Below are 24,860 nucleotides of genomic sequence, written 5' to 3'. Positions count from 1 at the left end.
GTGTGGCCGGCCCCGCGCTCCGGTCCGTGCGCTCGCGCGCCTACTGCTCCTGCGCCAGGCGCTTGTTGAACTCGCCCTCGACCTGCGCGGCGGCCTCGGCCGGGGACTTGCCGTTGAGCACGGCCGTCATGTACGTCTTGATCGGGTTGGGCGCGTTCTCGACCGCGGCCCACTCCGGGATCAGCGGGGTGGTGCCACCGACGGCGGCGGCCGGTGCGGCGGCCTCGGCGGGGGCGTTGCCCTTCAGGTTGCCCTGCAGCGACTCCTTGTTGGGGATGACGCCGTTGAGCTTGGCCAGCTGTCCCTCGTACTTGTCGGAGAGGGCGAGCTTCAGGAACTCCTGGGCGAGGTCCTGCTTCTTGCTGCCCGCGGCGACGGCGAGGTTGGAGCCGCCGAGGAAGACGCCCTCGGGCTGCCCGGCCGTGTCGCCCGGGATCGTGAAGTAGCCGATGTCCTGCTCGATCTTCGGGTTGGCCTCGACGGCGATGCCGGCTTCCCAGCCCATGCCGATGAACGCGCCGACGTTGCCCTTGGCGAAGACCTCGCCCTGCTGCGGGGTGGCCTCGTCCTTGTCCTTGGGCGCCTTGGACAGCGCCTGGAACTTCTTGTACGTCTCCATGGCGGCGGCGACCTTCGGGTCGTCGAGGTTGGAGACGTGCTTGTCGCCGTCCTTCTTGACCAGTTCGCCGCCCTCGCCGATGACGAGTCCGACGAAGTGGTACCAGTTCTGGCCGGGCAGGTAGATCGGCTCCGCGTCGGTCTTGTCACCGATCGCCTTGAGCGCGTCGTAGAACTCGCCACGGGTCTTGGGCGTGCCCTTGAGGCCCGCGTCGGCCCAGACCTTCTTGTTGTAGAGGACCACGCGGTTGGCGAAGTACCACGGTGCCGCGTACTGCTTGCCGTCGAAAACGGACGACTCGTTGAGGGACTCGGTCCAGTCCGCGCCGATCGACGACTTCAGTTCGGTGAGATCGGCGAGGCCGCCGGTCTTGGCGTAGGCCGGGGTCTGCGTGTTGCCGACCTCGAAGACGTCGGGCGGGCTCTCCTCGGACAGGGCGGTGGTCAGCTTCTGCTGGATGCCGTTCCACTGCTGGATCTCGAACTTGACCTTCGCCTTGGTCTTGGTCTCGAACTCCTTGGTGAGGTCCTTCTGCCACTCGTCGGGCGAGGAGCCGTCCATCACCCATACGGTGAGCGTCTGCCCCTCGTAGCCGTCCGCCCCGGTGCTCTTGCCGTCGCCGTCGTCTCCCCCGCACGCGGCGACGGAGAACAACATGCCCGCGACCCCGATCGCTGCTATCAGCTTGCGCTTCACGCGCCACCCCTCCTCAGGAATGCCTTCCACACCCACACCCTCGGCGGTGACCCTCGCAACGGCGCGGCACTCGGCGGGCTGGGACCCGGCTTCCTCTAAATGGTTTAGACCAGCAAGGGGGAGCTTGGCCTAGACCTATGGCCCTGTCAAGGGTCGCGCGGCCAATCGCCCGAGCCGCTCCGGACGCTCCCGGCGGAACCTTGAACTCCCCCCAAACGGGGACGCGTCGAGGGTTGGACTAGACCAAAAGAAGGTGTGCGGTTATAACGGGACCGCCGAGCGTGCGGCGCCGAACCCGGCCGTCCGCCGATGTGCACCGCGGCCGGCACCCGCCGTCCGCGCCGCCGGACCCCGCAGCCGGAAGGCAGGTCATGAGCACGGACCTCAGCAGCGCCCGGACCGACACGGGGGCACCGGACCCCACCGGCCGCGTCCCGAAGTACTACCGCATCAAACAGTGCTTACTGGCAATGACCGAGGCGCGCCCACCGGGCTCTTCGATGCCGGCCGAGCGCTTCCTCGCCCTCGAGTTCCGGACCTCGCGCACCACCGTCCGCAAGGCCCTTCAGGAGCTGGTGAGCGAGGGCCGGCTGGTCCGCATCCAGGGCAAGGGCACCTTCGTCGCCCGCCCGAAGATCTACCGGACCCTCCAACTGACCTCGTACACCGAGGACATGCGCAACCAGGGCCTCACCCCCGCCTCCCAGGTCCTGAACATCGACCACATCGCGGCCGGCGAGGAACTGGCGGCCCTGCTCGAGGTGGAGCGGGGCGAGAAGGTGCTGCGCGTCGAGCGGCTGCGGCTGGCCGGGGGCGAACCCATGGCGATCGAGGCGACCCATCTGTCCGCGCGCCGCTTCCCCGGTCTGCGCCGGAACCTGGCCCGCCGCACCTCGCTCTACGCGACGCTCACCGAGGTGTACGGCATACGCCTGGCGGAGGCCGACGAGACCATCGAGACCTCCCCCGCCACACCGCGGGAGGCAGGCCTGCTGCACACGGACGTGGGCCTGCCGATGCTGCGGCTGTCCCGTCACTCACGGGACGAACAGGGGGTGCCCGTCGAATGGGTCCGCGCGGTGTACCGCGGCTCGCGGTACAGGTTCACGGCGATCCTGACGCCGCCCGCACCTTAACGCCGTTCGCACCTCGACGCCGACGGCACCCCTCTTGACATGCCCGCGCTCAGCTGCTCCTTGACACGCCTCATTGGTCCAGGCCAATATCCAACGCACCGATCAGTCCGGGCCATCAGACCCGAACCCGTCATATCGGGCGCCTTCCCGCGCCGCGATCCTCCCCTTCCCTTCCACTCCCTTCCCCCTCCCCGTCCACGCGCACCACTCCGCCCGGAGGTCCCGCATGGCCGACCACGGCCGCATCGGCGGTCACCCACGCCTGCTGCGGCTGGCGCACTCCGTGCTCCAGCCGGGCTTCACCGGCTCCACCGTGCCGGACTGGGTGCGCCGCCGGATCTCCGAGGGGCTCGCCTCCGTCGTCCTGTTCGGCCGCAACATCCACGGCCCCGAGCAGGTGGCAGCGCTCACCTCCGCGCTGCACGCCGAGAACCCCGACCTCGTCATCGGCCTGGACGAGGAGGCGGACGACGAGGAGGCGGGCGACACCACCCGCCCCGACGCCCGCACCGGGGCGTTCCGGCCAGGCAACCGTGCGCTGGGCGCCCTCGACGACATCGATGTCACCGAGCGGGTCGCCCACGGCGTCGGGCGGGACCTGCACACGCTCGGCATCACCCTGAGCTACACGCCGAGCGCCGACGTCGCCCCCGATCCGCACCACCCGGTGATCGGGGTCCGTTCCTTCGGCGCGCGCACCGACGTGGTCTCCCGGCACGCCGCCGCGTGGGTACGGGGCCTGCAGTCGGCGGGTGTCGCCGCCTGCGCCAAGCACTTCCCGGGCCACGGCGACACCGTTGTCAGCCGCCGTCTCGGACTCCCGCAGGTGCCGGCGCGGGCCGGGACCCTGGCCCTGACCGCGCTGCCGCCGTTCATCGCCGCGATGGACGCGGGCGTGCGGGCCGTCATGACCGGGCACCTGCTGGTCCCCGCCTACGACGACCGCCGGCCGGCGACCCTGAGCCGCGCCGTCACCCAGGACCTGCTGCGCGGCGAACTCGGCTTCACCGGTCTGATCGTGACCGACGCCGTCGAGATGGGCGCCGTGGCCGACCGCTACGGCGTGGCCGGCGCCACCGTCCGGGCGGTCGCCGCGGGGGCCGACGCGGTCTGCATCGGCGGCGGGCACGCGGGCGAACGGACCACGGCCCGGCTCGCCGACGCCCTGGTCCGCGCCGTACGGGACGGGCGCCTGCCGGAGGAACGGCTCACCGAAGCCGCTTCCCGCGTAAAGGAGTTCGCCCGCTGGTCGGGCGGACTACGGCGGGACGCGGCCGGCGACGGAGCCGGGCTCGGACCCGTGACGGGCCCAGCGGCGGCCCGGCGTGCCGCGGTCCGCAGCACCTGACCGGCTCACCTCACCCCGACCTCTGTCCTTCCCCTTCTCTGCCCTTCCCCTTCTCTGCCCTTCCCCTTCTCTGCCCTTCCCCTTTCCTTCATGCCCCTGTCGCGCGCGGGCACCGACGCGGCCGGGTCCTGTCCTCCTGCCCGAATGCGCCTGATCGCCCGATCCCATACCCCCGCACTACTGACGACCGACCCAGGATTTCCGGAGTGACCGTATGACGACGCAGGACCGCCCGACGCAGGACAGCCCGACGCGCCACCGCTTCTTACACCGCGCCGCCTCCGAGCGCCCGTACTTCAGTGCCGACGGCGAGACCTACCTCGCCGGGACCCAGCTGCGGCATCTCACCAAGTCCCGGCCGTTGCGGGTGCTCTCCGAGGAGGAGTTCGCCTCCTGGCAGGCGTACGGCTATGTGGTGGTCCGGGAGGCGATATCCCCGGACGCCGCCAAGCTGCTGCTGGAGTTCGCCTGGGACTTCCAGGGCCTCGACCCGCAGCGCCCCGAGACCTGGTACGAGGAGCGCGCCTTCCGCTCGGACCTCGACCGGGACCTGTACGTCTACGGTTTCGTCGAGGCGTACCACCACCAACTGCTCTGGGACAGCAGGCAGTCGCGGCGCGTCCACGACGCCTTCGCCGACGTGTGGGACTGCGAGGAGCTCTGGGTCACCCTGGACCGTCTCAACCTCAACCCGCCCAATGTGGGGAACCGTTCCCGGTCGTTCATCGAGCCGACGGACGAGGGCTTCGACATCGAGCTGCACTGGGACGTCGACACCACGGCCAGTGTGCCGCCGCAGCGGGTGCAGGGCATCGTCGCGCTCACGGACACGGAGCCGGACCAGGGCGGCTTCCAGTGCTCACCCGAGCTCTTCCACCGTTTCGAGGAGTGGAAGGTCGCCCAGCCCGCCGGCCGCGACCCGATCCGGCCCGGGGTCGACCGGGCCGAGTTCCCGGTGATCCGGCCTCAGCTCAACGCCGGTGACCTGCTGATCTTCAACGGCATGCTGGCGCACGGCGTGGCGCCCAACGGTTCCGCCGACGGGGTGCGGGCGGTGCAGTACCTGTCGATGATGCCGGCGCTGGAGGAGCACGAGGAGCTGCGCCGGTCCCGGATCGAGTCCTGGCGCACGCTCAGCACCCCGGACTGGAACGCGACCCTGCTCGGTGACGCGACCCGGCACGAGTCCGAGCGGTACGACACCGCCGAACTCAGCGATCTGGGACGGAAGTTGCTGGGCCTGGACTCCTGGCGCGAGCACGGTGGCCGTCCCGGGCGGGCGCGATGACCGGGGCGTCCGACGTGTCCCGCCGGCACAGGGTCGGTCTGACGCTCCCGACGAACCGGGCGTGTTCGGCGACCATCTCCGCCGTTGCCGCCGAAGCCTCTTACGCCGTACGGGAGTTCGGGGTCGAGGTGCATCTGCTGATTCTCGACTCCTCCGACGCGCCGACCGTCTCGGCGCACGCCCGCACCGTCGCCGGGCTGCCCGTGGTCCCGGGTGTCGTGGTGCACCACCTCGACGAGCAGGCCCAACGGGTCTTTCTGCGGGACGTGATCGACCGCGCCGCGCTGCCGGAGCCGGACCGCCTGCTCGGCCTCCTGCTCCCGGACGGCGTCTCGTACGGTGCCTGCACCAACCGGGCGTTCCTCGTCGCGGCCGCTCTGGGGTGCCGTTCGGTGCACCGCCGGGACTCCGACAGCCGCTACCAGGTGTTCGAGGGCGAGCCCGTCTTCCCGATCCATCACGAGCTGGCGTCTCTCGGCAAGCGGGCCGCCGACGCGTCCGCCGGGGTGTCGGAGACGAACCTCGCCCCGTCGCTCGCCCATCGGCCGGTGGCGATGGTGGGCGCGTCCTTCATCGGGGAACTGTCCGTCGACATCGGCGGCATCCGGGAACTCGACAAGGACGCGTACGACACGGTCGTGGGCCTGTGGGCCCCGGCCGAGTGGTCCGAGGAGGAGCGGGCGGTGCTGTCCGAGGAGTCCTTCAAGGGTGCCGGGCTGCTTCCCTTCCGGGGCGACCGCGCGACGCTGACCCTGGTCGACCCCATGCGGGTGGACATGTGCAACATCGCCTTCCACCAGGACGTGTACGAGCGGCTGCCGCTGCCGCCCGCGACCGACACCATCGGCAGCGACTACTTCCTCATCCACGCCGTGCACGACGCCACCCTGCCCGGTGTCCTGCACAACCGGGACATCGAGAACTTCTACACCGGTGAGCGCCGCACGCACGCCGGATTCATGGCGTACCAGCGGCGGTTCGTGAAGTTCCTGCTGTCGATGCTCCACTTCCACTTCGTCTACGCCGGCATGGCCGAGGCCGGCCCCGCGCTCCTCGACGACGGGCAGCGGCTCGACGCGGCGCCGGTCCGTGCCCTGCTGACGCAGAGCCTGCGGCAAGACCGCGCCGAGAACGAGCGCCGGCTGGACGTCGTCCAGCAGACCTATCGGCAACTTGGCGGCAAATACGCCGAGTTCGCCGAGCGGGTGGCCGCGGAGCGGGAGCGGCTGCTGGCGGAGGCGGGGCGGGACATCGAGGACTTCGTGCTGCTGATCGACGGCTGGGCGGCGCTGGTGGACGCGAGCCGGGCGACGGACGTCCGGAGCGCGGCCCACCCCGGCGGCACCGCCCGGTCCCGGAGCGCGGTCCGGTGAATCCGGCACTGCGTGCCGCGCTCGCGGCTGCCCCGGACGACCGGATCATCCATGACCTGGACGGCATCGCCGCCCGGTTCGACGCGCTGACCGGGGAGTTACCCGGCGTCGGCGTGCGGTTCGCCATGAAGGCGTGCCCCGTGGACGAGGTGCTGGCGTGCCTGGCCGGCCGGGGCGCCGGGTTCGACGCGGCGAGCCCCCGGGAGATCGTCCAAGCCCTCACCACGGGCACGCCCGCGGACCGGATCCACTACGGCAACACCGTCAAGTCCGACGAGAACATCGCCCAGGCCTACCGGATCGGCGTACGGGACTTCGCCACCGACAGCCCGGAGGACCTGGCGGCGCTGGCCGTACACGCCCCCGGCTCCCGGGTGTTCTGCCGACTGGCGACCACGGGCCACGGGGCCCTGTGGGGACTGAGCCGGAAGTTCGGCTGCTCGGCGGACGACGCCGTACGCGTACTGGAGTCGGCGCGGGAGGCGGGTCTGGTGCCCGCCGGGCTGTCGGTGCACGTCGGGTCGCAGCAGATGACCACCGAGGCCTGGCAGCAGGCGTTCGCGACGCTGGGTGAGGTCCTGACGGCACTGCACGCGCGCGGGATCTCGCCCGATCACGTCAACCTCGGCGGCGGCCTGCCCGCACTCGGCTACACGAACCGGCGGGGAGACCGGCTGGAACCCCCGCTGGACAAGATCTTCGCCGTCCTACGCGAGGGCATGGAACGCCTCCGCGAACTCGCCCCGGACCCACTGGACTTCCTGATCGAGCCGGGACGCCATCTGGTCGCCGACCACGGTGCCGTCAGGGCGCACGTCTCCCGGCTCAGCTCGCGCCGGCGGCCGGACGGGGAACGGGCGTACTGGCTCTATCTGAGCTGCGGAAAGTTCAACGGCCTCTATGAGATGGACGAGTTGCAGTATCCGCTCGTCTTTCCGACCCATCCGGCCGACGCCGACCTGGTCCCCGCCGTCGTCGCGGGCCCCACCTGTGACAGCGACGACTCCTACGCGCCCGAGCACCGCCGTGTCCTCGTGCCGGAGGCGCTCGCCTCGGGTGACCCGGTCTGGGTGCTCTCCAGCGGCGCCTACGCCACCAGCTACATGACCCGCGGCTTCAACGGCTTCGCCCCGCTCCCCCACAGCTGCGTGGGCGGAAGCGACGGCAGGGGCGGTGGCGGCAGGGGCGGTGGCGGCAGGGGCGGTTCCCCGGCCCGTTCCGGGCGGGATCAGGTGCCGGTGCGGGATCAGGTGCCGGTGCGGGGTCGGGTGCTGGGCGACCTGCGTATCCGCCCCCTCGCCGAGGACGACTGGCCGCGGGTCGCCGCCCTGGAGGCCGAGGTGTACGCACCCGCCGGGTTGTCCGAGGGCCGGGAAGCGCTGGAGTCCCGGGGCCGCGCCTCCCCGGCGACCTGCTTCGTCCTGGAGACCGGCGACCGGATCGCCGGCTACGTCCTCGCCCTGCCCTACCCGCCGTCGCGGTATCCGGACCTGGAGCGGCCCGAGGAACGGTCCTTCGCCTCCTCCCATCTGCATCTGCACGACCTGGTCGTCGCCGACGACCTGCGCGGCCGGGGCCTGGGCAGCAGGCTCGTACGCCATCTCAGCGCGACCGCACGGCAGGTGTACGAGGAGGTCTCCCTGGTCGCCGTGGGAGGCACCGAGAGTTTCTGGGCCCGGCACGGGTTCCGGCCCGACCGGCGGGTCGAACTCCCCGCGAGTTACGGCGAGAACGCGGTCTACATGTCCGGCCCGGTCCCGGCCGACCGGTCCGACGGCCCCGAAACGGAGGGCTGACGCCCATGTCCCGCACCCCCACACCCCGTACGCTCGGCGCCTTCCGGCGCGACCAGCTGGCCATCGCCGCGCTGTTCTGCTTCCTCGGCTTCCAGTACGCCACCTGGGTCTCCCGGCTGCCCGCCCTCAAGGACCGGTTCGGTCTCGACGAAACACGGCTGGGTCTGCTGCTGATGGTCTGCGGGGTCGGCGCCGCGGTGTCCTTCCCGCTGGTCGCCCGGCTGATGCGGCAACTCGGTTCGCGGCGTCTTGCGCTCTGGTCGGCACTGGTTCTGGCGGCGGTGCTGCCGGCGCTGTCCGCGGCCGGCTCCTACCCCCTCGCCCTGTTGGTGGTCTTCGTCGACGGGGTGGCCGTCGGCTGTCTGAACGTCGCCATGAACGCGCAGGGCGCGGCGCTCGAGGCCCGGTACGGACGGGCCGCAATGGCGCAGTTGCACGCCACGTTCAGCGCGGGCTCGCTCGCGGCCGCGCTCCTCGCGTCGGGGATGAACCTCGTGACGCACACCGTGTCCGCGCACTTCGCCGTCGCCGCGGCCCTGCTCCTGCTGCTGCTCGCCGCCGCGCGCCCGCGTCTGTCGGCGGACGAGCAGGCCCCGGGGTCCGAGCAGGAGGAGGCGGCCGGGAAGGCCGAGGCGTCGGAGGAGGGCGCCGCGAGGGGCACCGCCAAAACCGTCCGGCGCTTCGCCGGGGCGTCCAGGGCGGCGCTCTGGCTGGGCTGCGCGATGGTGTTCGGCACGGTCACCGAGGGCGCGATGAACGACTGGTCGGCGCTCTACCTCACGGCGGAGACCGGCGCGTCGGGGCAGCTCGCGCCGCTGGGCATCGCCGTGGTCTCGGTGATGATGGTGCTGGCCCGCCTCCTCGGCGACGGCTGGCGGAGCCGCCTGGGCGACGCACGGGTCGTCCATGTCGGCAGCGTGGTGGCCGGCACCGGTCTCGCGCTCGCCCTGGCGGCCGGCGGGACCTGGCCCGCGCTGATCGGCTTCGCCTGTGTGGGCCTGGGCATGGCGACCGTGACGCCCTGTCTCTACGTCGCGGCCGCCGCGGAGGGTCCCAGGGCCCTGGCCCTGGTCGCCGCCATGGGCACCACCGGCCTGCTGGCGGGCCCGGCGCTGATCGGCTTCGTGGCGGGCCGAACGGACCTGACGGTCGGCATGGCGGTGGTCGCCGCCTCGGCCCTGCTGGTGTCCGTCTCCGCGCGGCGCGTCACCTGGCGGAAGCAGGCTGTGGCCGCCCCGGCCGGTGGGGGTGCGGGGCCGAACGTGGACGGGGTCGCCTGAGGCGGTGATGCCCGTGCGGCACAGTGGTCAGGACTGTGCCGCACGGGCGGCTGGGGGTCCCGCTCAGGGCTCCCGGGGCATGCCGGTTGCCGTGGTGATGCGGGCGATCGCGTCGAGTGTCAGGGCCCGGTCGTGGGGTTCCCGGGACAGGGCGCGATGGAGGGTCAGTCCCTCGATGAGGGCGTCGAGCTGGCGGGCGGTGTCCGGGTCGAAGTACTTCTCGAGGTGGACCCGGCTGCGGCGCATCCACTCGTGGGTGAGTTCCCGGTAGGCGGGCCGGCGGGCGGCGAGGGCGTACAGCTCCTGGGTGAGCACGAGGTCGCGTCGGCTGCCCTCGGACAGGACGTGGACGAGGTCGGCCACGGCCTCGATGGCCTCCTCCCGGCCGGCCGGCGCCGCGAGATACGCGTCGAAGACCGCGACCGCACGACCGGTGAACTCGCCGAACGCCTCCCTGAGCAGCTCGTCCATCCCGCTGAAGTGGTACGTCATCGACCCCAGCGGCACCCCGGCGCGCCGGGCGATCTTGCGGTGCGAGACCGCCGCGAGGCCCTCCTCGGCGATGAGGTCGAGGGTGGCGGCGATGATGCGTTCGCGCCGTTGCGGGTCGGTGTGTCCGGTGGCCACGGGAGCCTCAGATGTCGCGGACCGGGCGGGCGGGGTTGCCGACAGCGATCACGTTCGCCGGCACGTCCTTGGTGACGACCGCGCCGGCCCCGATCACGGAGTTGTCCCCGATGGTCACCCCGGGAAGGACGATGGCGCCGCCGCCGATCCAGACGTTGTCGCCGATGGTGATCGGCTGCGCGGCCTCCAGCTTGTCCCGCCGGGGCTGCGGCTCCACGGGGTGCGTGGGGGTGAGGAGCTGGACGTTCGGGCCGATCTGGCAGTCCTCGCCGATGACGATGGCCGCGACGTCCAGTGCGGTCAGGTTGTAGTTGACGAAGGTGCGTGCCCCGATGGTGATGTTGCTGCCGTAGTCGACGTACAGGGGTGGGCGCACATGCGCCTCCTCGCCCACGGCACCGAGCAGTTCGGCGAGGATCGACTGCGCCGCGGCGGCGTCCTCGACGAAGGCGGCCTGGAAGCGGGCGGCCAGGCGTACGGCCTCCTGCTGCCGGCGGGCGATCTCGGGATCGTCGGCGATGTAGAGGTCGCCCGCCTGCATCCGTTCCAGGTTGGTACGGGGGTCCTGCGCGAAGTGGTCCGTCGCCATGAAACCGACGGTACACCCTGGAGCGTACGAACGTACATTCATCGCGCACGAGAGCCGCCGCGGCGCTCTTCTACCCCTCGCTGCTTGCCGGGTGACGCTTCCGGGCCCCCAGTACTCCGGCGAGCACGACCACGAGCGCGCCCGCGAGGGGCACCACCAGCAGGCCGAGGCGCAGGCCGGCCTCGTCGGCGACGAGCCCGACGATCGGCGGGGAGAGCAGGAAACCGAGCCGCATCAGCCAGGAGACGATCGTCAGCCCCGATCCGGGCTTGAGGCCGGGCAGCTCATCGGCCTCGTGCATCGCCGCCGGCACCAGGGTCGCCACGCCGAACCCGGCCGCGGCGAAGCCGAGGATCGTGCCGGGCACCGTGGGCACGGCCAGCGCCAGCCCCATGCCGACCGCGGCGATGAGGCCGCCGGCGCGGGCCACCGCGCGCTGACCGAACCGGTCGACGAACCGGTCGCCGAGGATCCGGCCGACGAACTGGGCCCCGACCAGGGCGATGAAGCCGGAGGCCGCCAGTGCCGCCGACGCGTTCAGCGAGTCGGAGAGGTAGAGCGCGGCCCAGGAGTTGCCCGCGTCCTCGACGAGCGTGCCGGCGGTGGCGATGAGAACGAGCGCGGCCAGCACGTACCGCGTCCGCGAGATCACGGCCGAACGCCCGCCTCCGGTGCTCCCCTTCTCCCGCGACTCCCCCTTCGTCTCCGTCCCTGTCTCCGTCTCCGTCTCCTCGGCAGGCTCGGTGTCGGGTCCCGGCAGGCAGAATCGCAGGGCGACACAGGCGGTGATCCCGAAGAGCACGCCCGAGATCAGCAGGTGCACGCCGAGCGGGAGGTCGAGCGCGATCGCCCCGGCGGCCATGGCTCCGCCGGTGACGGCGCCGATGGACCAGATGGCGTGGAAGGAGTTGATGATGGAGCGCCCGTAGCGGCGCTGCACCCGCAGCCCGTGGGCGTTCTGCGCGACGTCGGTGAACGCGTCCATGGCGCCGGCCAGGAACAGCGCCATCGCGAACAGCATCACCGACTGCGCCAGACCGGCGACGAGGATGCCGGCCGCGGTCAGCAGGGTGCTCGCCACCGCCGCCCGCGCCGAGCCCAGTCGGCGGACGAGGACTCCCGCCCCCAGCCCGGCCACGACGGCCCCCGCCGGGAACGCCGCGACGGCCAGTCCGTAGGCGGCGTTGCCGATGCCGAGATCCGCCTTGATCTGCGGATAGCGCGGCAGCAGGTTGGCGAACAGGGCGCCGTTGGTGAAGAAGAGCACGGCAACGGCTGCGCGAGCCTGCCGCTCGGCCGGGCCCGGCCGCCGCAGTACGTCAATGGTCATGCACGGACCCTATCCGCAGAGCGTACGAACGTACACTCCCCTTTTTTCGGCGGCACCGCCGACGCCCGGCCCCGGGCCCCGGGCGGGGACCTGGAGCCGGACGCGTACAAGCCTCTGCCTTCAGGGGCCTGCCTAGCCGCTGTAGGTCTCGAACTCGGCGACCCGCGGGCTGCCGTTCGAGCTGGTGATCTCGAAGGTGACCTTCTTCAGCGACGTCTTCGCGAAGGAGATGACGCCCGCTCCGCTGCCGGAGGCCAGAACGGCTCCGGTGTCGTTGTTGAGGACCCTCCAGTTGCGGATGCCGCCCTCGGAGCCCGCCGCCTCACGAATGCTGATCTTCGACACCGAGGTGGCGGACGACCACTTGACCGAGACGGAGCCGGTCGAGCCGCTCGGCGACCAGTAGCTGCCCAGGTTGCCGTCGATCACGTTGCCGTAGCTCGTGCCACTGGCCTTGCTGGAGCCGTCGGCGCCGGCGCCGAGGCTGAGGTTGGTCCCGGTGGGGGGATCGGTCGGGTCGGTGGGGGGAGTCGTGGGGTCGGTCGGGCCCGGGTTCTGCGGGGTGCAGTTGCCGTTCGAGACCTGGTTGCCCTTGTTGGCGCCGGCCGTCCGGTTCACCACGTCCGGTACGCAGTTCGCGTTGTCGAGGCTGTAGGAGTAGGGGATGCTCACCGAGGTGTTGGACGTCGGGTTGGGGCCGGCGGGCTGGTTGTCGCCGCTGCGACTGGACCAGGTCACGTTGTCGAAGATGTTGCCGCTGACCTGCCAGTAGCCGGCCTCGCTGGTGTAGAAGGTGCCGAGGACGTCCTTGGAGTCCTTGAAGTAGTTGTTGTCCACCTTCGCGCGGGCCCCGGCCCGGGAGTTGATGCCGGACTCGTGCAGGTTCACGTAGTGGTTGTTGTAGATGTGCGAGATGCCGCCGCGCAGCAGCGGGGTACGGGAGTCGATGTTCTCGTACTTGTTGTGGTGGAAGGTGACGTAGCCGTTGGAGCGGTCGCTCTCGCTGGACCCGATGAGGCCACCGCGGCCGGAGTTGCGCAGGATGCTGTACGACAGGGTCACGTACTGGGTGTTGTCCTTCATATCGAAGAGGCCGTCGTAGCCCTCCGACTCCCCGCCGGACGCCTCGAGCGTGGTGTGGTCGACCCAGATGTTGCGGACGTCGCTCTCCATGCCGATGGCGTCGCCGCCGTTGGAGATGGGCGAGCCGGACTTCTTGACGTTCCGGACGGTCACGTTCTGGATGATGATGTTGCTGGACTCCCGGATGTGGATGCCCAGTTGGTCGAATACGGCACCGCTGCCGACCCCGACGATCGTGACGTTGCTGATCTGCTTGAGCTCGATCACGCCGGCCGCGGTGTTGCAGCTGCTGCCGGACACCTTGGTGGTGTTGCCGTGGTTGATGGTCCCCTGGACCTCGATGGTGATCGGGGTGCTGCTGCTGGCCCGGCTGCACAGGGCCGAGTGGATCGCGGTGCCCGTGGTGGCGCGCACGGTCTGCCCGCCGGCGCCGCCGGTGGTCCCGCCGTTCTGGGTGGCGTAGCCCGTGGCGCTGCCGCTCACGGCCGCCGACGCCGAGGACGTCGACACCACCAGCCCGGTCGCGGCCGCGAGGGCCGCCGTGGCCAGCGTCGCACTGAGGCGCACTGCTGCTGATCTCTTCATCCGAGTCTCTCCCTGTTCGTCTGCACGTGCCGGGGACAGGTGGCATGGGTCAGGGCAGCCGCGATGGCTGACTGTAATGGCATGGGCATGTCACATAGGGCGCGGTCGGATCCGGCGGACATCCCTCCGGACGGATACGGCCGCGCTCGGCCGTGCTCGGCCACTCGCTGCGTACGCGGCCGTACTGTGATCGCGCCCTGCGGGCGCCCTGGCCCTGCCCTGCTGCGGGTGCTGCGAGCGGTGCTGGCGTTACGGGCGCCGTCCCCCCTCCCGGTCGGCATGCCGGCCGGCGTCGGCCACGGGATCACCGCGACCGTGTTCCCTCACCGAACCCGTGGCGGCTCCTATGCGAAGTCACCTGTCGACGCGGCGACTTCACTCCACTGGATCCGAATCGACAACCGGGGGAAAGCGCTTTCTCACCGCGAGAATAGGGCGGCCCCCGTCGGCCTGGCAAGGCTCCGGACACCATGGGTGTGCTCTTTCGTATCTCATACACCAGCGGCCGTTCACGCCCATCCGAAGCCCGCGGGGAGGGAGTTGGTCAATCCCCGCGGTACATGCGGTGCAGGTCGACCAGTTCGACGTCACTGCGCCGGTCCGCCTCCCGCCGGAGATCACCGGTGAAGCCGGAGCGGGCGAAGAGCAGAAGCTTGGGCAGTGCGCCGACCCGGGCACTGGGCAGGAGCCCTCGCAGGTGCTCCAGACGCTCCAAGTGCGGCAGCCCGACGGGGGTGAGGGTGCCCTTCGCCTCACCGATCGCGGTGATCCGGTCCGTTCCGAACGCCGGCGACTCCCCCACGACGACATCCAGTTCATGGCCACGGCGGTGTTCCCGGCAGGCGATCTCGGTGGGCCGCACCCAGTTCGGCCGCCCTCCGAGGGTCTCGGGCTCAGCGTGCTCGAAGCACCATTGGCGGGCCAGTTCTTCGAAGTGCGGTCCGTAGATCTTGCCGGCGACGGTGTCCGCGTTCTCCTGCCACACCTGGTCGGCCCGGCCCACCACCAGCTCCGGCTCATGCCGCTGGATCAGCAACTGGTGCAGCCGCACCATCGGTTCAGCCACCCGGAAGACACCGCGCTTGTCCCTTATGGCGTCCTCGCTCTGCTCCAGCAGACCGATGTCCTGGAGCCCGGAGAGCAGGTGCGCCAGCGAGCCGCTCGGCCGCCCCAGGGCGCCGGCGATCTCCGACCTGCGGTGATGACCTGCGCTCACCGCCGCCAGGACCGCCGCGTACGAGGTCGGGTCCGCGATCGAGGGCTCCTCGCGCAGCAGCAGCCCTCCCTCACGGAACATGGCCGAGGCCGGATTCAGCAGCCGACGGGCCACCCACCGGTCGACGTCCGCCGGACCGTCCGGCCCCGTCCCCCCGGACATCTCCTTGTACGCGGGCGTACCGCCGATGAGCGCGTGCAGCTTGAAGGCCACTTCGGGATCCTCCGCCACGCCCCAGAAGTCGGCTGCCTCCCGGAACCGGAAGGGACGCACCACAAGCTCCATGCTCGCTCGTCCTCGGAGCGGGGCACCCCCGCCGAGCAGCTGCGCCATGGTGGTCAGCGCGCTGCCGCAGAGAATCAGCCGGGTACGGGTGTGCTCCTTGGCATGGCTCAGCGGACTCAGCGCTTGTTGCAGGTACGAGGGCAGCGCGGGAGTCGCCGAAACCAGGTACGGAAACTCGTCGATCACCACGGGCACGGCCCGGTCCTCGCCGATGCGCAGCAACTCGTCGAGGGCCTCCCGCCAGTGGCCGAACATCACCGGTCGCCGCAGCCCGTGGAACGACGCGTACGCGGCACCCAGATCCGCCAGGTTCTGCGCCTCGCTCTGCTGTGTCGCGGCGAACAGGAAGCCGGCCCTCTCCCTGGCCAGCAGCTCGAGCATCAGCGTCTTTCCTTGCCGCCGCCGCCCGTACACGAGCCCCAGTGACGCGCCCTGCCGCTCCGACGAGGCGAACTCCCCCAGTTCCCGCCATTCCACGTCCCGTCCGAACAGGCGCGCCGGCTTGAGCATCGTGAACCACCTCTACAGGAATGATAGGTGTAACTATCATAGTTGGAGCTATCATTTTTCGCGGCTCAGGCACCGCGAGCGGTGGCCGCACATAAACGCACCTGCGAGCTTTACTGGGTCTGTGTACAGCCGATGCGATGCTAAATAAGATCCTCAGCCCGCATCTGCGGCATTATCATCAGCGCATGTGTCCCCCTGGATCGGTCCACGAACAGCAGTAGGCAGAGGGAGAAGTCCTGTGACCACCCGCTCCGTATCCCGGGCCCGCCTACCTCGGCTGACCGGTGCCGGTGCTGCCGTGCTGTTGGTTCTGGGGGCCGCGACGGCCTGCTCCTCGTCCGCGGACGGGGACAAGGCCGGGTCCGGCTCCGCCTCGGGTGAGCCGTCCGGCACGGTGACCGTGTTCGCCGCGGCCTCCCTCACGGAGAGCTTCACGACGCTGGGCGAGCGGTTCGAGAAGGCGAACCCGGGCACCGAGGTCACGTTCAACTTCGGCGGCAGCGACAGCCTCGCCGCCGGTATCACCAGCGGTGCCCCCGCCGACGTCTTCGCCTCCGCCAGCCCGAAGACGATGAAGATCGTCACGGACGCGGGGGACACCGCCGGCACCCCGGCCACCTTCGTCCGCAACCGGCTGGAGATCGCCACCCTGCCGGGCAACCCGGAGGGGATCTCCTCGCTGAAGGACCTGGCCGGCCCGGAGCTGAAGGTCGTCCTGTGCGACAAGGGGGTGCCGTGCGGGGCCGCCGCGCAGACGGCGCTGGACGCCTCCGGCCTGAAGCTCACCCCGGTGTCGTACGAGCAGGACGTCAAGAGCGCCCTGACGAAGGTGCAGTTGCAGGAGGCCGACGCCGCCCTCGTGTACAAGACGGACGTGCACGCGGCGGGTGACAAGGTGGAGGGTGTGGACTTCCCCGAGGCCGCCGAGGCCGTCAACGACTACCCCATCGCCCTGCTCAAGGACGCCCCGAACGCCGTGGCGGCCGAGGCGTTCATCGCATACGTGCGGTCCGACGAGGGCCGGCGGGTGCTGGCGGACGCCGGGTTCCTGACGCCGTGACCCCGGCGGACACCTCCGGCACCCGTAAAGGGACCCATAAGGGAATCCATAAGGGCACCCGTAAGAGCGCCGGTCCGCGGCGCCGCATGGGGCCGGGCGGCGGGCAGGGTGTGCCACTGCCCCTGCTGCTCCCCGCACTCCTCGCACTGGCGTTCCTGCTGGTGCCGCTGCTCGCGCTGCTGGTCCGGGCCCCGTGGCAGAGCATGCCCGAGCAGCTGACCAGCCCCGCCGTGTGGCAGGCCCTGCGGCTCTCCCTGGTGTGCGCCACCGCGGCGACGGCGGTGAGCCTGGTCTTCGGCGTACCGCTGGCCTGGCTGCTGGCCCGTACGGAATTCCCCGGCCGGGGACTGGTCCGTGCACTGGTGACCCTCCCCCTGGTCCTGCCGCCGGTGGTGGGTGGTGTCGCCCTGCTCATGGCGCTGGGCCGCAACGGCGTCGTCGGGCAGTGGCTGGACTCCTGGTTCGGCATCAGCCTGCCGTTCACCACGGCGGGGGTCGTGGTCGCGGAGGCGTTCGTGGCGATGCCGTTCCTGGTCATCAGTGTCGAGGGCACGCTGCGTGCCGCCGACCGCCGGTACGAGGAGGCCGCGGCCACGCTGGGCGCGTCGCGCTTCACCGCGTTCCGCCGGGTCACGCTGCCGCTGATCGCGCCGGGCATCGCGGCGGGCTCGGTGCTGGCCTGGGCGCGGGCGCTGGGCGAGTTCGGGGCGACGATCACCTTCGCCGGCAACTTTCCCGGCCGGACCCAGACCATGCCCCTCGCCGTCTATCTCGCCCTGCAGAGCGACCCGGAGGCCGCCATCGCGCTCAGTGTGGTCCTGCTCGCCGTCTCGATCGCGGTGCTGGCCGGCCTGCGCGACCGCTGGTTGACCGCGTCATGACCCACACGGGGAAGCCCCGGCACGGCCTCACCGGCGACGACACCAGCACCCCCGAACCCGACGGTCTCGACACCCACCTGGTCGTCGACCACGGCACCTTCCGCCTGGACATCGCGCTCACCGCCGCGCCGGGCGAGGTCGTCGCCCTGCTCGGCCCGAACGGCGCCGGCAAGAGCACGGCGCTGCGCGCCCTGGCCGGCCTCGCGCCCCTCATCGCCGGCCATCTCCACCTGGACGGAAAGGAGTTGACTCGCAGGCCGCCCGAGTCCCGCCCCGTGGGCGTCGTCTTCCAGGACTATCTCCTCTTCCCGCACCTCACGGCTCTGGACAACGTGGCCTTCGGCCCCCGTTGCCAGGGCGCCACGAAGGCCGAGGCACGGGCGACGGCCGCCGCGTGGCTGGACCGCATGGGCCTGGCGGACCACGCCGGCGCCAAGCCCCGCCGCCTCTCCGGCGGCCAGGCGCAGCGCGTGGCCCTCGCCCGTGCCCTGGCCACCGGCCCCCGGCTGCTCCTCCTCGACGAGCCCCTCGCCGCCCTGGACGCGCGTACCCGCCTGGACGTACGCGCCCAACTCCGGCGCCATCTGGCCGCTTTCGAGGCCGTCGCCGTCCTGGTCACGCACGACCCGCTCGACGCGATGGTGCTGGCCGACCGTCTGGTGGTCGTGGAGCACGGCAGGGTCGTCCAGGAGGGGACGCCCCGGGACATCGCCCGTCACCCGCGCACCGACTACATCGCCCAGCTCGTCGGCCTGAACCTCTACACCGGCCGGGCCGAGGGCCACACCGTACGACTGGACGGCGGCCCGGCGCTCACCACTACCGAGCACCTCACCGGCCAGGTCTTCGTCGCGTTCCCGCCCGGCGCCGTGACCCTCCACAGCAGCCGCCCCACCGGCTCCAGCGCCCGCAACCTCTGGCACTGCGAGGTCGCCGGAATGGAGACCCACGGCGACCAGATCCGCGTGGACCTCACCGGCGAACTCCTCCTGGCCGCCGACCTCACCACGGTCGCCGCCGCCGAACTCGGCCTCCACCCGGGCGCGGAGGTGTGGGCCACGCTCAAGGCGACCCAGACCCACGCCTATCCGGTCTGACGGCGGGTTCGGCCTCTCCCGGAATCACACGGCGACGCAGGTGGAGGTCCTGCCCCGGGACACCCATCGGCGGCGACGGCCCCGCCGTGCCGTCGAGGCGGGTGGGCGCGTCGACGGCACGGCGCACGGGGCTCGTCGAGGCGTCCCGGGGATGTCCGGGTTGTGCTCAGGCGTCTGCCCCGGAGGGGGTGACGCGTAGGGGGCAGATCACCGGGGTGCCGTGGAGCGGGTCGGTGAGGATGGCGCTCTCGACGCCGTAGAGCTCCCGGACCAGGTCGGGGGTGACGATGGTGGACGGCGGGCCCTGGGCGACGATCGCCCCGTCCTTGAGGGCGATCATGTGGTCGGCGTAGCGGCAGGCGGTGGTCAGGTCGTGGAGGACCAGGACCGGGGTGCGGCCCTGGGCGGCCAGTGAGCGGACCAGTTCGAGCACTTCGAGGGCGTGGCCCATGTCGAGGGCCGAGGTGGGTTCGTCGAGGAGGAGGATCGGGGTCTCCTGGGCGACGGCCATGGCGATCCAGGCACGCTGGCGCTGCCCGCCGGAGAGGGTCTCGAGCGGGCGGTCGGCGAGGTCGTGCAGGTCGGCGGCGGTGAGCGCCTCCTCGACCGCGCGGGCGTCGTCGGCGGACCACTGGCGCAGCAGGCCTTGGTGGGGCTGGCGGCCGTAGCGGACGAGGTCGCGGACGGTGAGGCCGTCGGGGGCGATCGCTGACTGGGGGAGCATGCCGATGCTGCGGGCGATCTCCCGGGTGGGGATCCTGGTGAGTTCGCGGCCGTCGAGGAGGACGGCGCCGCCGCGCGCGGGCAGGGTGCGGGCCAGTCCGCCGAGGAGGGTCGACTTGCCGCAGCCGTTGGGGCCGACGATGACGGTGACCCGGCGTTCGGGCAGCGCGAGGTCGAGGCCGTCGACGACGACCCTGGAACCGTGGGCCAGACGCAGGTCGCGCGTGTGCAGGCGGCTGTCGGTCTCGGCCGGGTTCACGGGGACCTCCTGGTACGGGTTCGCGGACAGCTCCCGGTCCAAGCTCACAGGGACCTCCTGGTACGGGTGGTGAGCAGCAGCCAGAGCAGGTACGGGCCGCCGACGACGGCGGTGACGAGGCCGACGGGGATCTCCAGCGGGGCCAGCACGGTGCGGCCCAGCAGGTCGGCGAGGAGGGTGAAGAGCGCCCCGGCGAGGGCGGAGAGCAGGACGGGTACGGAACGGGGCCCGGCGATGCGGCGGGCGGCCTCGGGAGCGGCGAGGGCGATCATGCCGAGCGGTCCGGCGACGGCGACGGCGAGGCCGCCGAGGACGACGGCGAGGGCGATGACGGCCAGGCGCAGGCCCTTGATGCGGACGCCGAGACCGGAGGCGACGGAGTCGGACAGACGCAGCAGGAGCAGTCGGCGGCCGAGGACCATGGCGAGCGGCAGGACGACGAGCAGGGCGGCGGCGAGCAGGGCCACGGCGTCCTGGTCGCGGCTGTTGAGGGTGCCGACGGTCCAGCCGTAGGCGGCGTTGGCCGCGTCGGCGGCCGAGCGGGCGAGGACGAGGCTGGTGACGGCGCCGAAGACGGCGCCGACACCGAGGCCCACGACGAGGAAGCGGTAGCCTCCGCGTCCGGCTCCGCCGCTGAGGGCGAGGGTGAGGGCGGCGGCGGTGGCCGCGCCGGACAGGGCGGCGCCGCTGGGCAGGAGGCTGGTGGTGAGTCCGGTGACGGAGGCGACGGCGAAGGCGGCGGCGCCGTCGTTGAGGCCGACGGTGTCGGGGGTGGCCAGCCGGTTCTGGGCGAGGGTCTGCATCAGGCAGCCGGCCGCGCCGAGGGCGGCACCGACGGCCAGGCCGGCCTGGAGGCGGGGCAGCCGCAGGCGTTCGACGACGAGCAGGTCGCGGGGGGTGCCGTCGCCGAACAGGGCGCGCAGCGCGTCCAGCGGGTGGACGAGGATCTCGCCGACGGCCAGGTGCACCGCGCTCGCCGCGATCAGCACGGCCAGGGCGGCGGCGGTGCCCAGCAGCGGCTTGCGCGGGATCAGAACGGCGTAGGGGCCGACGGCCAGGCGCCAGGTTCCGGGGACGGTGAGCGGCGGACGGCGGGCGGGCGCCGCGGGCTTGGTCTCGGTCGCCGGTCCGGGCGGGGCGGGATGCGTTGTCACAGCGAGGGCAACCTGTGGGATCGGACGACGGCGACCAGGACGGGCGCGCCGAGCAGCGCGGTCATGACGCCGAGGGGCATCTCGTAGGGGCGGGCCACGAGCCGGGAGACGACATCGGCGGTGAGGACGGTGGCGGGGCCGAGGAGGACGGAGACGGCCAGCAGCCTGCGCAGGTCCGGGCCGACCAGGGCGCGCGCGGCGAACGGCACGACGAGTCCGACGAACGCGACGGGGCCGGCCAGGGCGGTGGCACCGCCGACCAGCAGGGCCACGGCGGCGACCGCGACGGCCCTGACCCGGCCGGGTGTGTGGCCGAGGCCGGTGGCCACGTCGTCGCCGAGGCTCAGGGCGGTCAGGGCGGGGGCGACGAGGACGGCGAGGAGAAGCCCGAGACCGACGACGGGGACGACGGCCCACAGGTCCGCCAGTTCCCGACCGGCCACCGATCCGATGGTCCAGAAGCGGATCTCGTCGGCGGCGCGGGCGTCGACGAGCAGCATCACCGAGGAGCCGGCGGCCATCAGTCCGCTGAAGGCGGCTCCGGCGAGTACCAGGCGGACGGGGTCGTCCCCTGCGCCGCGCAGTCGGGCCGCGCCCAGTGCCAGCAGACATCCGGCGCCGGCCCCGAGGACCGCCACGTAGGGGCCGAGAGTGGCGGCCGAGGCGCCGAGCACCAGGGCGACCACCACCGCGAAGGAGGCCCCCGCGCTCACCCCGAGCAGGCCCGGTTCGGCCAGCGGGTTGCGGGCGGCGGCCTGGAGCAGGGCTCCCGCGATCCCCAGGGCCAGACCGACGGCGACGGCGACCAGGGTGCGGGGCAGCCGCAGTTCGAGCACGGTGAACCGGGCATCACCGTCGGCGCCGCCCAGCAGGGCGGACAGGGCACGCTCCGGCCCGACATCGCCCGCACCCAGGAGCAGGCTCGCCACCACCGCGGCCAGCAGAACCCCGGCGCCGGGGAGCAAGCCGCGCAGGAACAGTGCACGCAGCGTCACAACCGCCCCTCCTTTCAGATTCAACCAAGGTGAGGTTAACCTAACTTTGCTTTCGCCATACATCCACCTCCCCTGGAGACACCCATGCCCAGAAGCCGATCTTCGCTGCGCTCCGCCGCTCTCGCTCTGGCCACTGCCCCGCTGGTCATGACCCTCGCCGCCTGTGGCGGGTCGGATTCCGCCAACTCCGGTGACAGCAAAGGGAAGTCGGCGGCCGGCGGGACCGAGCGGGTCGTGCAGACGGCTTTCGGCGAGGTGAAGATCGACGGCACACCGAAGAGGGTCGTCACCCTCAGTGATGTCTCCTTGGACACCGCCCTGTCGCTCGGCATCACCCCGGTGGGCACCAGCGCCGCCCGGGGCGCCGAAGGCGTTCCCGCCTACCTGAGCGACCGGGCCGCCGACATCCCGCTGGTCGCCACGGTGCGGGAACCCAACACCGAGGCGATCCTCAAGGCCGAGCCGGACATCATCCTCACCGGCGCCAACCTGGAGAAGTCGCAGTACGAGACGCTCTCCGCCATCGCGCCGACCATCGTCCCGGCCGCCGGTGACTGGCGCTCCAGCCTCGACACCTACGGCGAGGCGCTGGGCAAGACCGACGAGCTCGACCAGAAGATCGACGCCCTGGTCGAGCGCGCGGGCAACGCGGGCGACGGCGCCAAGGGCACGGGCGTCGTGATGCGGTGGATGCCGGGCGGCCCGATCGTGATGAACTCCGCCAACATGCCCACCGCGATGCTGGAGAAGGCCGGCCTGTCGCCACTGCCGATCGCCAAGGACCTCGGCAAGCAGCCGCACTCGGACCCGCTGTCCCTGGAGAACCTCACCAAGGCCGACGCCGACCACGTCTTCATCGCCACGCTGAACGCCGAGGGGGACAAGGCACTGGAGGCCGCCCGCTCCGAGAAGGCCTTCACCCGGCTGAAGGCCGTCGAGGCAGGCCGGGACCACGGGGTCGACGGCCAGGTCTGGAGCAGCAGCAACGGCCCGATCGCCATGGAGAAGGTCATCACCGACATCGAGAAGGCCCTCACCAAGTGACCTGAGCCGGCACGGCCGGAGAACGCCTCACCCGGCAATGACCCCGGTCACGCCAACGGCCCCGCGATCCAACGAGGAGACCACGGGGCCGTCGCCATGTCCGTTCAGCCGTCCAACCGCCCGCCCCTGACGGCGGAAACGAAGGACGCCCAGCCAGCAGCCGGGAACACGAGCACGGGGCCGTGCGGGATCTTGCCGTCCCGCACGGGGACGACGGAGGCGAAGTCGTCGGAGACCTCGACGCACGCGCCGCCGTCCGAATTGCTGTAAGAGCTCTTGCGCCACGTCACCACGCTCGGATCTATGGTTCGCACGGCATTTCCTCCAACATTCGCAGGACGAACTTCTGCGACTCGGCCGGGGTCAGCGCCAGGTCACGAACTGCATCGTAGGCACTTTGCAGTCTCTCGACCGCCTCACTGTCCTCGATCAGGTCACCACGGTGCGCGTTCTCCGTGTACGCCACGGTCTGCCCCCGCCGCAGGCGCAGAAACCATACGTCGGTGCTGTCGAGCCCGTAGGGGCCGGCGCTGAAAGGCAGTACTTGAACGATGATGTTCGGGCGCTCCGCCATCTCGGACAGGTGCTCCAACTGCCCTCGCCACTCAAGAGTGTCCAGCAGGGCAGTGCGCAGGACCGCCTCGGAAAGGATGGTCCGGAACGGCGGGGCCTTCTCGCCATCCAGCAGTTCACGCCGTCCCATCCGCGCGTCGACCTGCTGGTCGAGTTCCTTGCCCTTGAGCCCGCCCGCCGCCAGCACCTCCCTCGCATACCCCGGCGTCTGCAACAGGCCCGGCAGCACGCTCACCGCGAAGTGCCACAGGCTCACCGCCTCCGCCTCCAGTGCCATGTACCGGCGGTATCTCTCGCGGAACTGCGTATGGTCCCCGGCGGCCAGTTCCCACAGGGCCAGCAGGAGGCCCGGGGTGCCGTAGTGGGTGTCGAGGGCCTGGACGACCTCCGGGCTGCCGATCGTCTCGCCCTTCTCCATCTTGCCGAACAACGACCAGTCCCAGCCCAGCCGTTCACCGAGTGCCCGCAGGCTCATACCGCTTGCTGCCCGTAACGTCCGCAGTTCCTCGGCGAACCGCTGACGGGGTTCCTGACTGCGGCCAGTGATGGCGCGTCGCTGCGACATACCGCTCCTTCCGGGATGTACTGCTGAACGATGCGACGGTGTGAACCGTGTGGACTCCGTGGAAGCACCTCCGCGCGCCGGGGACCCACTGCCCCGTCCACGGCGTGGGCGCCCGCACCCCGGGCATCCTTGTAACGACCGGACTACGCAGCGTAATCCGCCCAGCGCAGTCGGGTCAGGAGATCGGCGAAACCGCGTCGATCACCGCACGCCCGCACACGGCCCACCGCACCTTGACGAGGACCCCATGCCGCACACCCCCAAGATCCGTGAAGCTCTCGAGGCCCGCGACGCCCTCGCCACCGCCCTCACCCGGGCCGGTGTCCAGCTCCCCGCGATGGACATCCGTACGCCGTGGGCGGACGACCGAAGAGCCCGCGAGGCCCCGTACGCCCTTGTCCACCTCGGCGTGTGCTCGGCCCCGGTCGCCCTCGCGCTCGCGGACGTGATCACCAGGGGGGCTGCGGAGGGAAGGGCGGTGGGCAGCGCGGAGGGAGTCGTCGAGTGACGGACGACGTCAGCCTCGATGCCGTTCGGTTTCCCGGTCTCGGCGCGGCCGTCCGCGACACCTTGCGCGACCGCGTCGGACGGGTCATGGGGCATGTGGGCCCGTATGTCCAGCTCCGCCCGCTCACCGGTGGCCGCGAATGGGACGCCGACCCGCTCCATCTGCGCCCCCTCACCCCGTCCGAGCTGCTGAGCGCCCTCGTCGCGGAGGCGAACGCCCGCAGCAGACAGCTCGGATGAC

The 24,860-nt window shown here is 71.6% G+C and carries 22 protein-coding genes and 2 pseudogenes; 13 read left to right on the top strand and 11 right to left on the bottom strand.

Features of this window, described 5'->3' with window-relative positions; all coding sequences use genetic code 11:
• Positions 1-40: 40 nt before the first annotated feature.
• The gene (locus ACFYQA_RS16450; protein WP_388917474.1) at positions 41-1,315 is read right to left on the bottom strand and encodes an extracellular solute-binding protein; all 1,275 of its coding nucleotides are present in this window, start codon (positions 1,313-1,315) and stop codon (positions 41-43) included.
• A gap of 371 nt (positions 1,316-1,686) precedes the next feature.
• On the opposite strand from ACFYQA_RS16450, the gene ACFYQA_RS16445 reads away from it, so the two are divergent.
• The 7 genes and pseudogenes from ACFYQA_RS16445 to ACFYQA_RS16415 all read left to right on the top strand — a co-directional run bounded on the left by ACFYQA_RS16445 (position 1,687) and on the right by ACFYQA_RS16415 (position 9,536).
• On the top strand, positions 1,687-2,451 hold the full coding sequence (locus tag ACFYQA_RS16445) for a GntR family transcriptional regulator (protein WP_388917471.1): 765 nt from the start codon (positions 1,687-1,689) through the stop codon (positions 2,449-2,451).
• A gap of 226 nt (positions 2,452-2,677) precedes the next feature.
• Positions 2,678-3,781: pseudogene (locus tag ACFYQA_RS16440) on the top strand (glycoside hydrolase family 3 protein); the annotation flags it as partial.
• Positions 3,782-4,013: 232 nt separating this feature from the next.
• The gene (locus ACFYQA_RS16435; RefSeq protein ID WP_388917469.1) at positions 4,014-5,087 is read left to right on the top strand and encodes a phytanoyl-CoA dioxygenase family protein; all 1,074 of its coding nucleotides are present in this window, start codon (positions 4,014-4,016) and stop codon (positions 5,085-5,087) included.
• Positions 5,084-6,460, top strand: coding sequence for a DUF6271 family protein (locus tag ACFYQA_RS16430; protein WP_388917466.1), 1,377 nt, complete (start codon positions 5,084-5,086; stop codon positions 6,458-6,460). The genes ACFYQA_RS16435 and ACFYQA_RS16430 overlap by 4 nt, the downstream gene beginning before the upstream one ends.
• Positions 6,457-7,617 (top strand): annotated as a pseudogene (locus ACFYQA_RS16425) (type III PLP-dependent enzyme); the annotation flags it as partial. The gene ACFYQA_RS16430 and the pseudogene ACFYQA_RS16425, both read left to right, overlap by 4 nt.
• Entirely contained in the window at positions 7,609-8,256 is a 648-nt protein-coding gene (locus tag ACFYQA_RS16420) for a GNAT family N-acetyltransferase (RefSeq protein WP_388917638.1), read from the top strand. The pseudogene ACFYQA_RS16425 and the gene ACFYQA_RS16420, both read left to right, overlap by 9 nt.
• Positions 8,257-8,261: 5 nt before the next feature.
• On the top strand, positions 8,262-9,536 hold the full coding sequence (locus ACFYQA_RS16415; RefSeq protein ID WP_388917463.1) for an MFS transporter: 1,275 nt from the start codon (positions 8,262-8,264) through the stop codon (positions 9,534-9,536).
• Between the two features lie 63 nt (positions 9,537-9,599).
• Here ACFYQA_RS16415 and ACFYQA_RS16410 read toward each other — a convergent pair whose 3' ends face one another.
• From ACFYQA_RS16410 to ACFYQA_RS16390, 5 genes are all read right to left on the bottom strand, one after another.
• Positions 9,600-10,163 carry a TetR/AcrR family transcriptional regulator gene (locus ACFYQA_RS16410; protein WP_388917460.1) on the bottom strand — a complete coding sequence of 188 codons (564 nt, stop codon included), beginning with the start codon at positions 10,161-10,163 and terminating at the stop codon, positions 9,600-9,602.
• A gap of 7 nt (positions 10,164-10,170) precedes the next feature.
• Positions 10,171-10,752: a sugar O-acetyltransferase gene (locus ACFYQA_RS16405; protein WP_388917457.1), complete on the bottom strand. Its 582-nt coding sequence runs from the start codon at positions 10,750-10,752 to the stop codon at positions 10,171-10,173.
• Positions 10,753-10,822: 70 nt separating this feature from the next.
• Positions 10,823-12,082 (bottom strand): MFS transporter, encoded by a 1,260-nt coding sequence (locus ACFYQA_RS16400; protein WP_388917454.1) that lies wholly within the window; start codon positions 12,080-12,082, stop codon positions 10,823-10,825.
• 132 nt (positions 12,083-12,214) lie between these two features.
• The gene (locus ACFYQA_RS16395; protein WP_388917451.1) at positions 12,215-13,750 is read right to left on the bottom strand and encodes a polysaccharide lyase family 1 protein; all 1,536 of its coding nucleotides are present in this window, start codon (positions 13,748-13,750) and stop codon (positions 12,215-12,217) included.
• Between the two features lie 544 nt (positions 13,751-14,294).
• A complete protein-coding gene (locus ACFYQA_RS16390) occupies positions 14,295-15,761 on the bottom strand; it encodes an ATP-binding protein (protein ID WP_388917448.1) in 1,467 nt (488 codons plus the stop codon).
• Between the two features lie 238 nt (positions 15,762-15,999).
• Between ACFYQA_RS16390 and modA the strand changes: the two genes are divergently transcribed.
• The 3 genes from modA to ACFYQA_RS16375 all read left to right on the top strand — a co-directional run bounded on the left by modA (position 16,000) and on the right by ACFYQA_RS16375 (position 18,799).
• Positions 16,000-16,821: a molybdate ABC transporter substrate-binding protein gene (gene modA / locus ACFYQA_RS16385; protein ID WP_388917445.1), complete on the top strand. Its 822-nt coding sequence runs from the start codon at positions 16,000-16,002 to the stop codon at positions 16,819-16,821.
• Positions 16,822-16,907: 86 nt separating this feature from the next.
• Positions 16,908-17,702 carry a molybdate ABC transporter permease subunit gene (gene modB / locus ACFYQA_RS16380; RefSeq protein WP_388917442.1) on the top strand — a complete coding sequence of 265 codons (795 nt, stop codon included), beginning with the start codon at positions 16,908-16,910 and terminating at the stop codon, positions 17,700-17,702.
• Positions 17,699-18,799: an ABC transporter ATP-binding protein gene (locus ACFYQA_RS16375; RefSeq protein ID WP_388917440.1), complete on the top strand. Its 1,101-nt coding sequence runs from the start codon at positions 17,699-17,701 to the stop codon at positions 18,797-18,799. The genes modB and ACFYQA_RS16375 overlap by 4 nt, the downstream gene beginning before the upstream one ends.
• 166 nt (positions 18,800-18,965) lie before the next feature.
• Here the strand turns inward: ACFYQA_RS16375 and ACFYQA_RS16370 are convergent, their stop codons facing one another.
• From ACFYQA_RS16370 to ACFYQA_RS16360, 3 genes are read right to left on the bottom strand one after another with little or no spacing between them, the layout of a single operon-like run.
• Complete coding sequence (locus tag ACFYQA_RS16370; RefSeq protein ID WP_388917635.1) at positions 18,966-19,781, bottom strand: ABC transporter ATP-binding protein; 816 nt, start codon at positions 19,779-19,781, stop codon at positions 18,966-18,968.
• 44 nt (positions 19,782-19,825) lie between these two features.
• A complete protein-coding gene (locus ACFYQA_RS16365; RefSeq protein ID WP_388917438.1) occupies positions 19,826-20,935 on the bottom strand; it encodes a FecCD family ABC transporter permease in 1,110 nt (369 codons plus the stop codon).
• The gene (locus ACFYQA_RS16360; protein WP_388917436.1) at positions 20,932-21,930 is read right to left on the bottom strand and encodes a FecCD family ABC transporter permease; all 999 of its coding nucleotides are present in this window, start codon (positions 21,928-21,930) and stop codon (positions 20,932-20,934) included. Before ACFYQA_RS16360 ends, ACFYQA_RS16365 begins: the two co-directional genes overlap by 4 nt.
• Positions 21,931-22,014: 84 nt before the next feature.
• Between ACFYQA_RS16360 and ACFYQA_RS16355 the strand changes: the two genes are divergently transcribed.
• Positions 22,015-22,974, top strand: coding sequence for an ABC transporter substrate-binding protein (locus ACFYQA_RS16355; RefSeq protein ID WP_388917434.1), 960 nt, complete (start codon positions 22,015-22,017; stop codon positions 22,972-22,974).
• Positions 22,975-23,078: 104 nt separating this feature from the next.
• On the opposite strand, the gene ACFYQA_RS16350 is transcribed toward ACFYQA_RS16355, so the two are convergent.
• Both ACFYQA_RS16350 and ACFYQA_RS16345 read right to left on the bottom strand, forming a co-directional pair.
• On the bottom strand, positions 23,079-23,288 hold the full coding sequence (locus tag ACFYQA_RS16350; RefSeq protein WP_388917431.1) for a DUF397 domain-containing protein: 210 nt from the start codon (positions 23,286-23,288) through the stop codon (positions 23,079-23,081).
• Positions 23,276-24,112, bottom strand: coding sequence for a helix-turn-helix domain-containing protein (locus ACFYQA_RS16345; protein ID WP_388917428.1), 837 nt, complete (start codon positions 24,110-24,112; stop codon positions 23,276-23,278). The genes ACFYQA_RS16350 and ACFYQA_RS16345 overlap by 13 nt, the downstream gene beginning before the upstream one ends.
• A 247-nt stretch (positions 24,113-24,359) precedes the next feature.
• On the opposite strand from ACFYQA_RS16345, the gene ACFYQA_RS16340 reads away from it, so the two are divergent.
• Together ACFYQA_RS16340 and ACFYQA_RS16335 are read left to right on the top strand one after the other, a co-directional pair.
• Positions 24,360-24,620, top strand: a complete 261-nt coding sequence (locus ACFYQA_RS16340; RefSeq protein ID WP_388917425.1) for a hypothetical protein — start codon at positions 24,360-24,362, stop codon at positions 24,618-24,620.
• A complete protein-coding gene (locus ACFYQA_RS16335; protein WP_388917422.1) occupies positions 24,617-24,859 on the top strand; it encodes a hypothetical protein in 243 nt (80 codons plus the stop codon). The genes ACFYQA_RS16340 and ACFYQA_RS16335 overlap by 4 nt, the downstream gene beginning before the upstream one ends.
• The last annotated feature ends 1 nt before the right edge of the window (position 24,860 follow it).

Origin of the sequence: Streptomyces sp. NPDC005774 (assembly GCF_042871645.1) — a bacterium.
In the GTDB taxonomy this organism is placed as follows: domain Bacteria; phylum Actinomycetota; class Actinomycetes; order Streptomycetales; family Streptomycetaceae; genus Streptomyces; species Streptomyces pratens.
The sequence above is the reverse complement of the archived record's forward strand: the minus strand, read 5'-3'. Positions and strand labels throughout refer to the sequence as shown.

What these genes read in the sequence shown, in the direction of transcription:
- ACFYQA_RS16405 (WP_388917457.1), bottom strand. Translation starts at nt 10,752, where the DNA reads ATGGCGACGGACCACTTCGCGCAGGACCCCCGTACCAACCTGGAACGG.
- ACFYQA_RS16400 (WP_388917454.1), bottom strand. Translation starts at nt 12,082, where the DNA reads ATGACCATTGACGTACTGCGGCGGCCGGGCCCGGCCGAGCGGCAGGCT.
- ACFYQA_RS16355 (WP_388917434.1), top strand. Translation starts at nt 22,015, where the DNA reads ATGCCCAGAAGCCGATCTTCGCTGCGCTCCGCCGCTCTCGCTCTGGCC.
- modB (WP_388917442.1), top strand. Translation starts at nt 16,908, where the DNA reads ATGGGGCCGGGCGGCGGGCAGGGTGTGCCACTGCCCCTGCTGCTCCCC.
- ACFYQA_RS16445 (WP_388917471.1), top strand. Translation starts at nt 1,687, where the DNA reads ATGAGCACGGACCTCAGCAGCGCCCGGACCGACACGGGGGCACCGGAC.
- ACFYQA_RS16430 (WP_388917466.1), top strand. Translation starts at nt 5,084, where the DNA reads ATGACCGGGGCGTCCGACGTGTCCCGCCGGCACAGGGTCGGTCTGACG.
- ACFYQA_RS16395 (WP_388917451.1), bottom strand. Translation starts at nt 13,750, where the DNA reads ATGAAGAGATCAGCAGCAGTGCGCCTCAGTGCGACGCTGGCCACGGCG.
- ACFYQA_RS16345 (WP_388917428.1), bottom strand. Translation starts at nt 24,112, where the DNA reads ATGTCGCAGCGACGCGCCATCACTGGCCGCAGTCAGGAACCCCGTCAG.
- ACFYQA_RS16375 (WP_388917440.1), top strand. Translation starts at nt 17,699, where the DNA reads ATGACCCACACGGGGAAGCCCCGGCACGGCCTCACCGGCGACGACACC.
- ACFYQA_RS16415 (WP_388917463.1), top strand. Translation starts at nt 8,262, where the DNA reads ATGTCCCGCACCCCCACACCCCGTACGCTCGGCGCCTTCCGGCGCGAC.
- ACFYQA_RS16340 (WP_388917425.1), top strand. Translation starts at nt 24,360, where the DNA reads ATGCCGCACACCCCCAAGATCCGTGAAGCTCTCGAGGCCCGCGACGCC.
- ACFYQA_RS16390 (WP_388917448.1), bottom strand. Translation starts at nt 15,761, where the DNA reads ATGCTCAAGCCGGCGCGCCTGTTCGGACGGGACGTGGAATGGCGGGAA.
- ACFYQA_RS16435 (WP_388917469.1), top strand. Translation starts at nt 4,014, where the DNA reads ATGACGACGCAGGACCGCCCGACGCAGGACAGCCCGACGCGCCACCGC.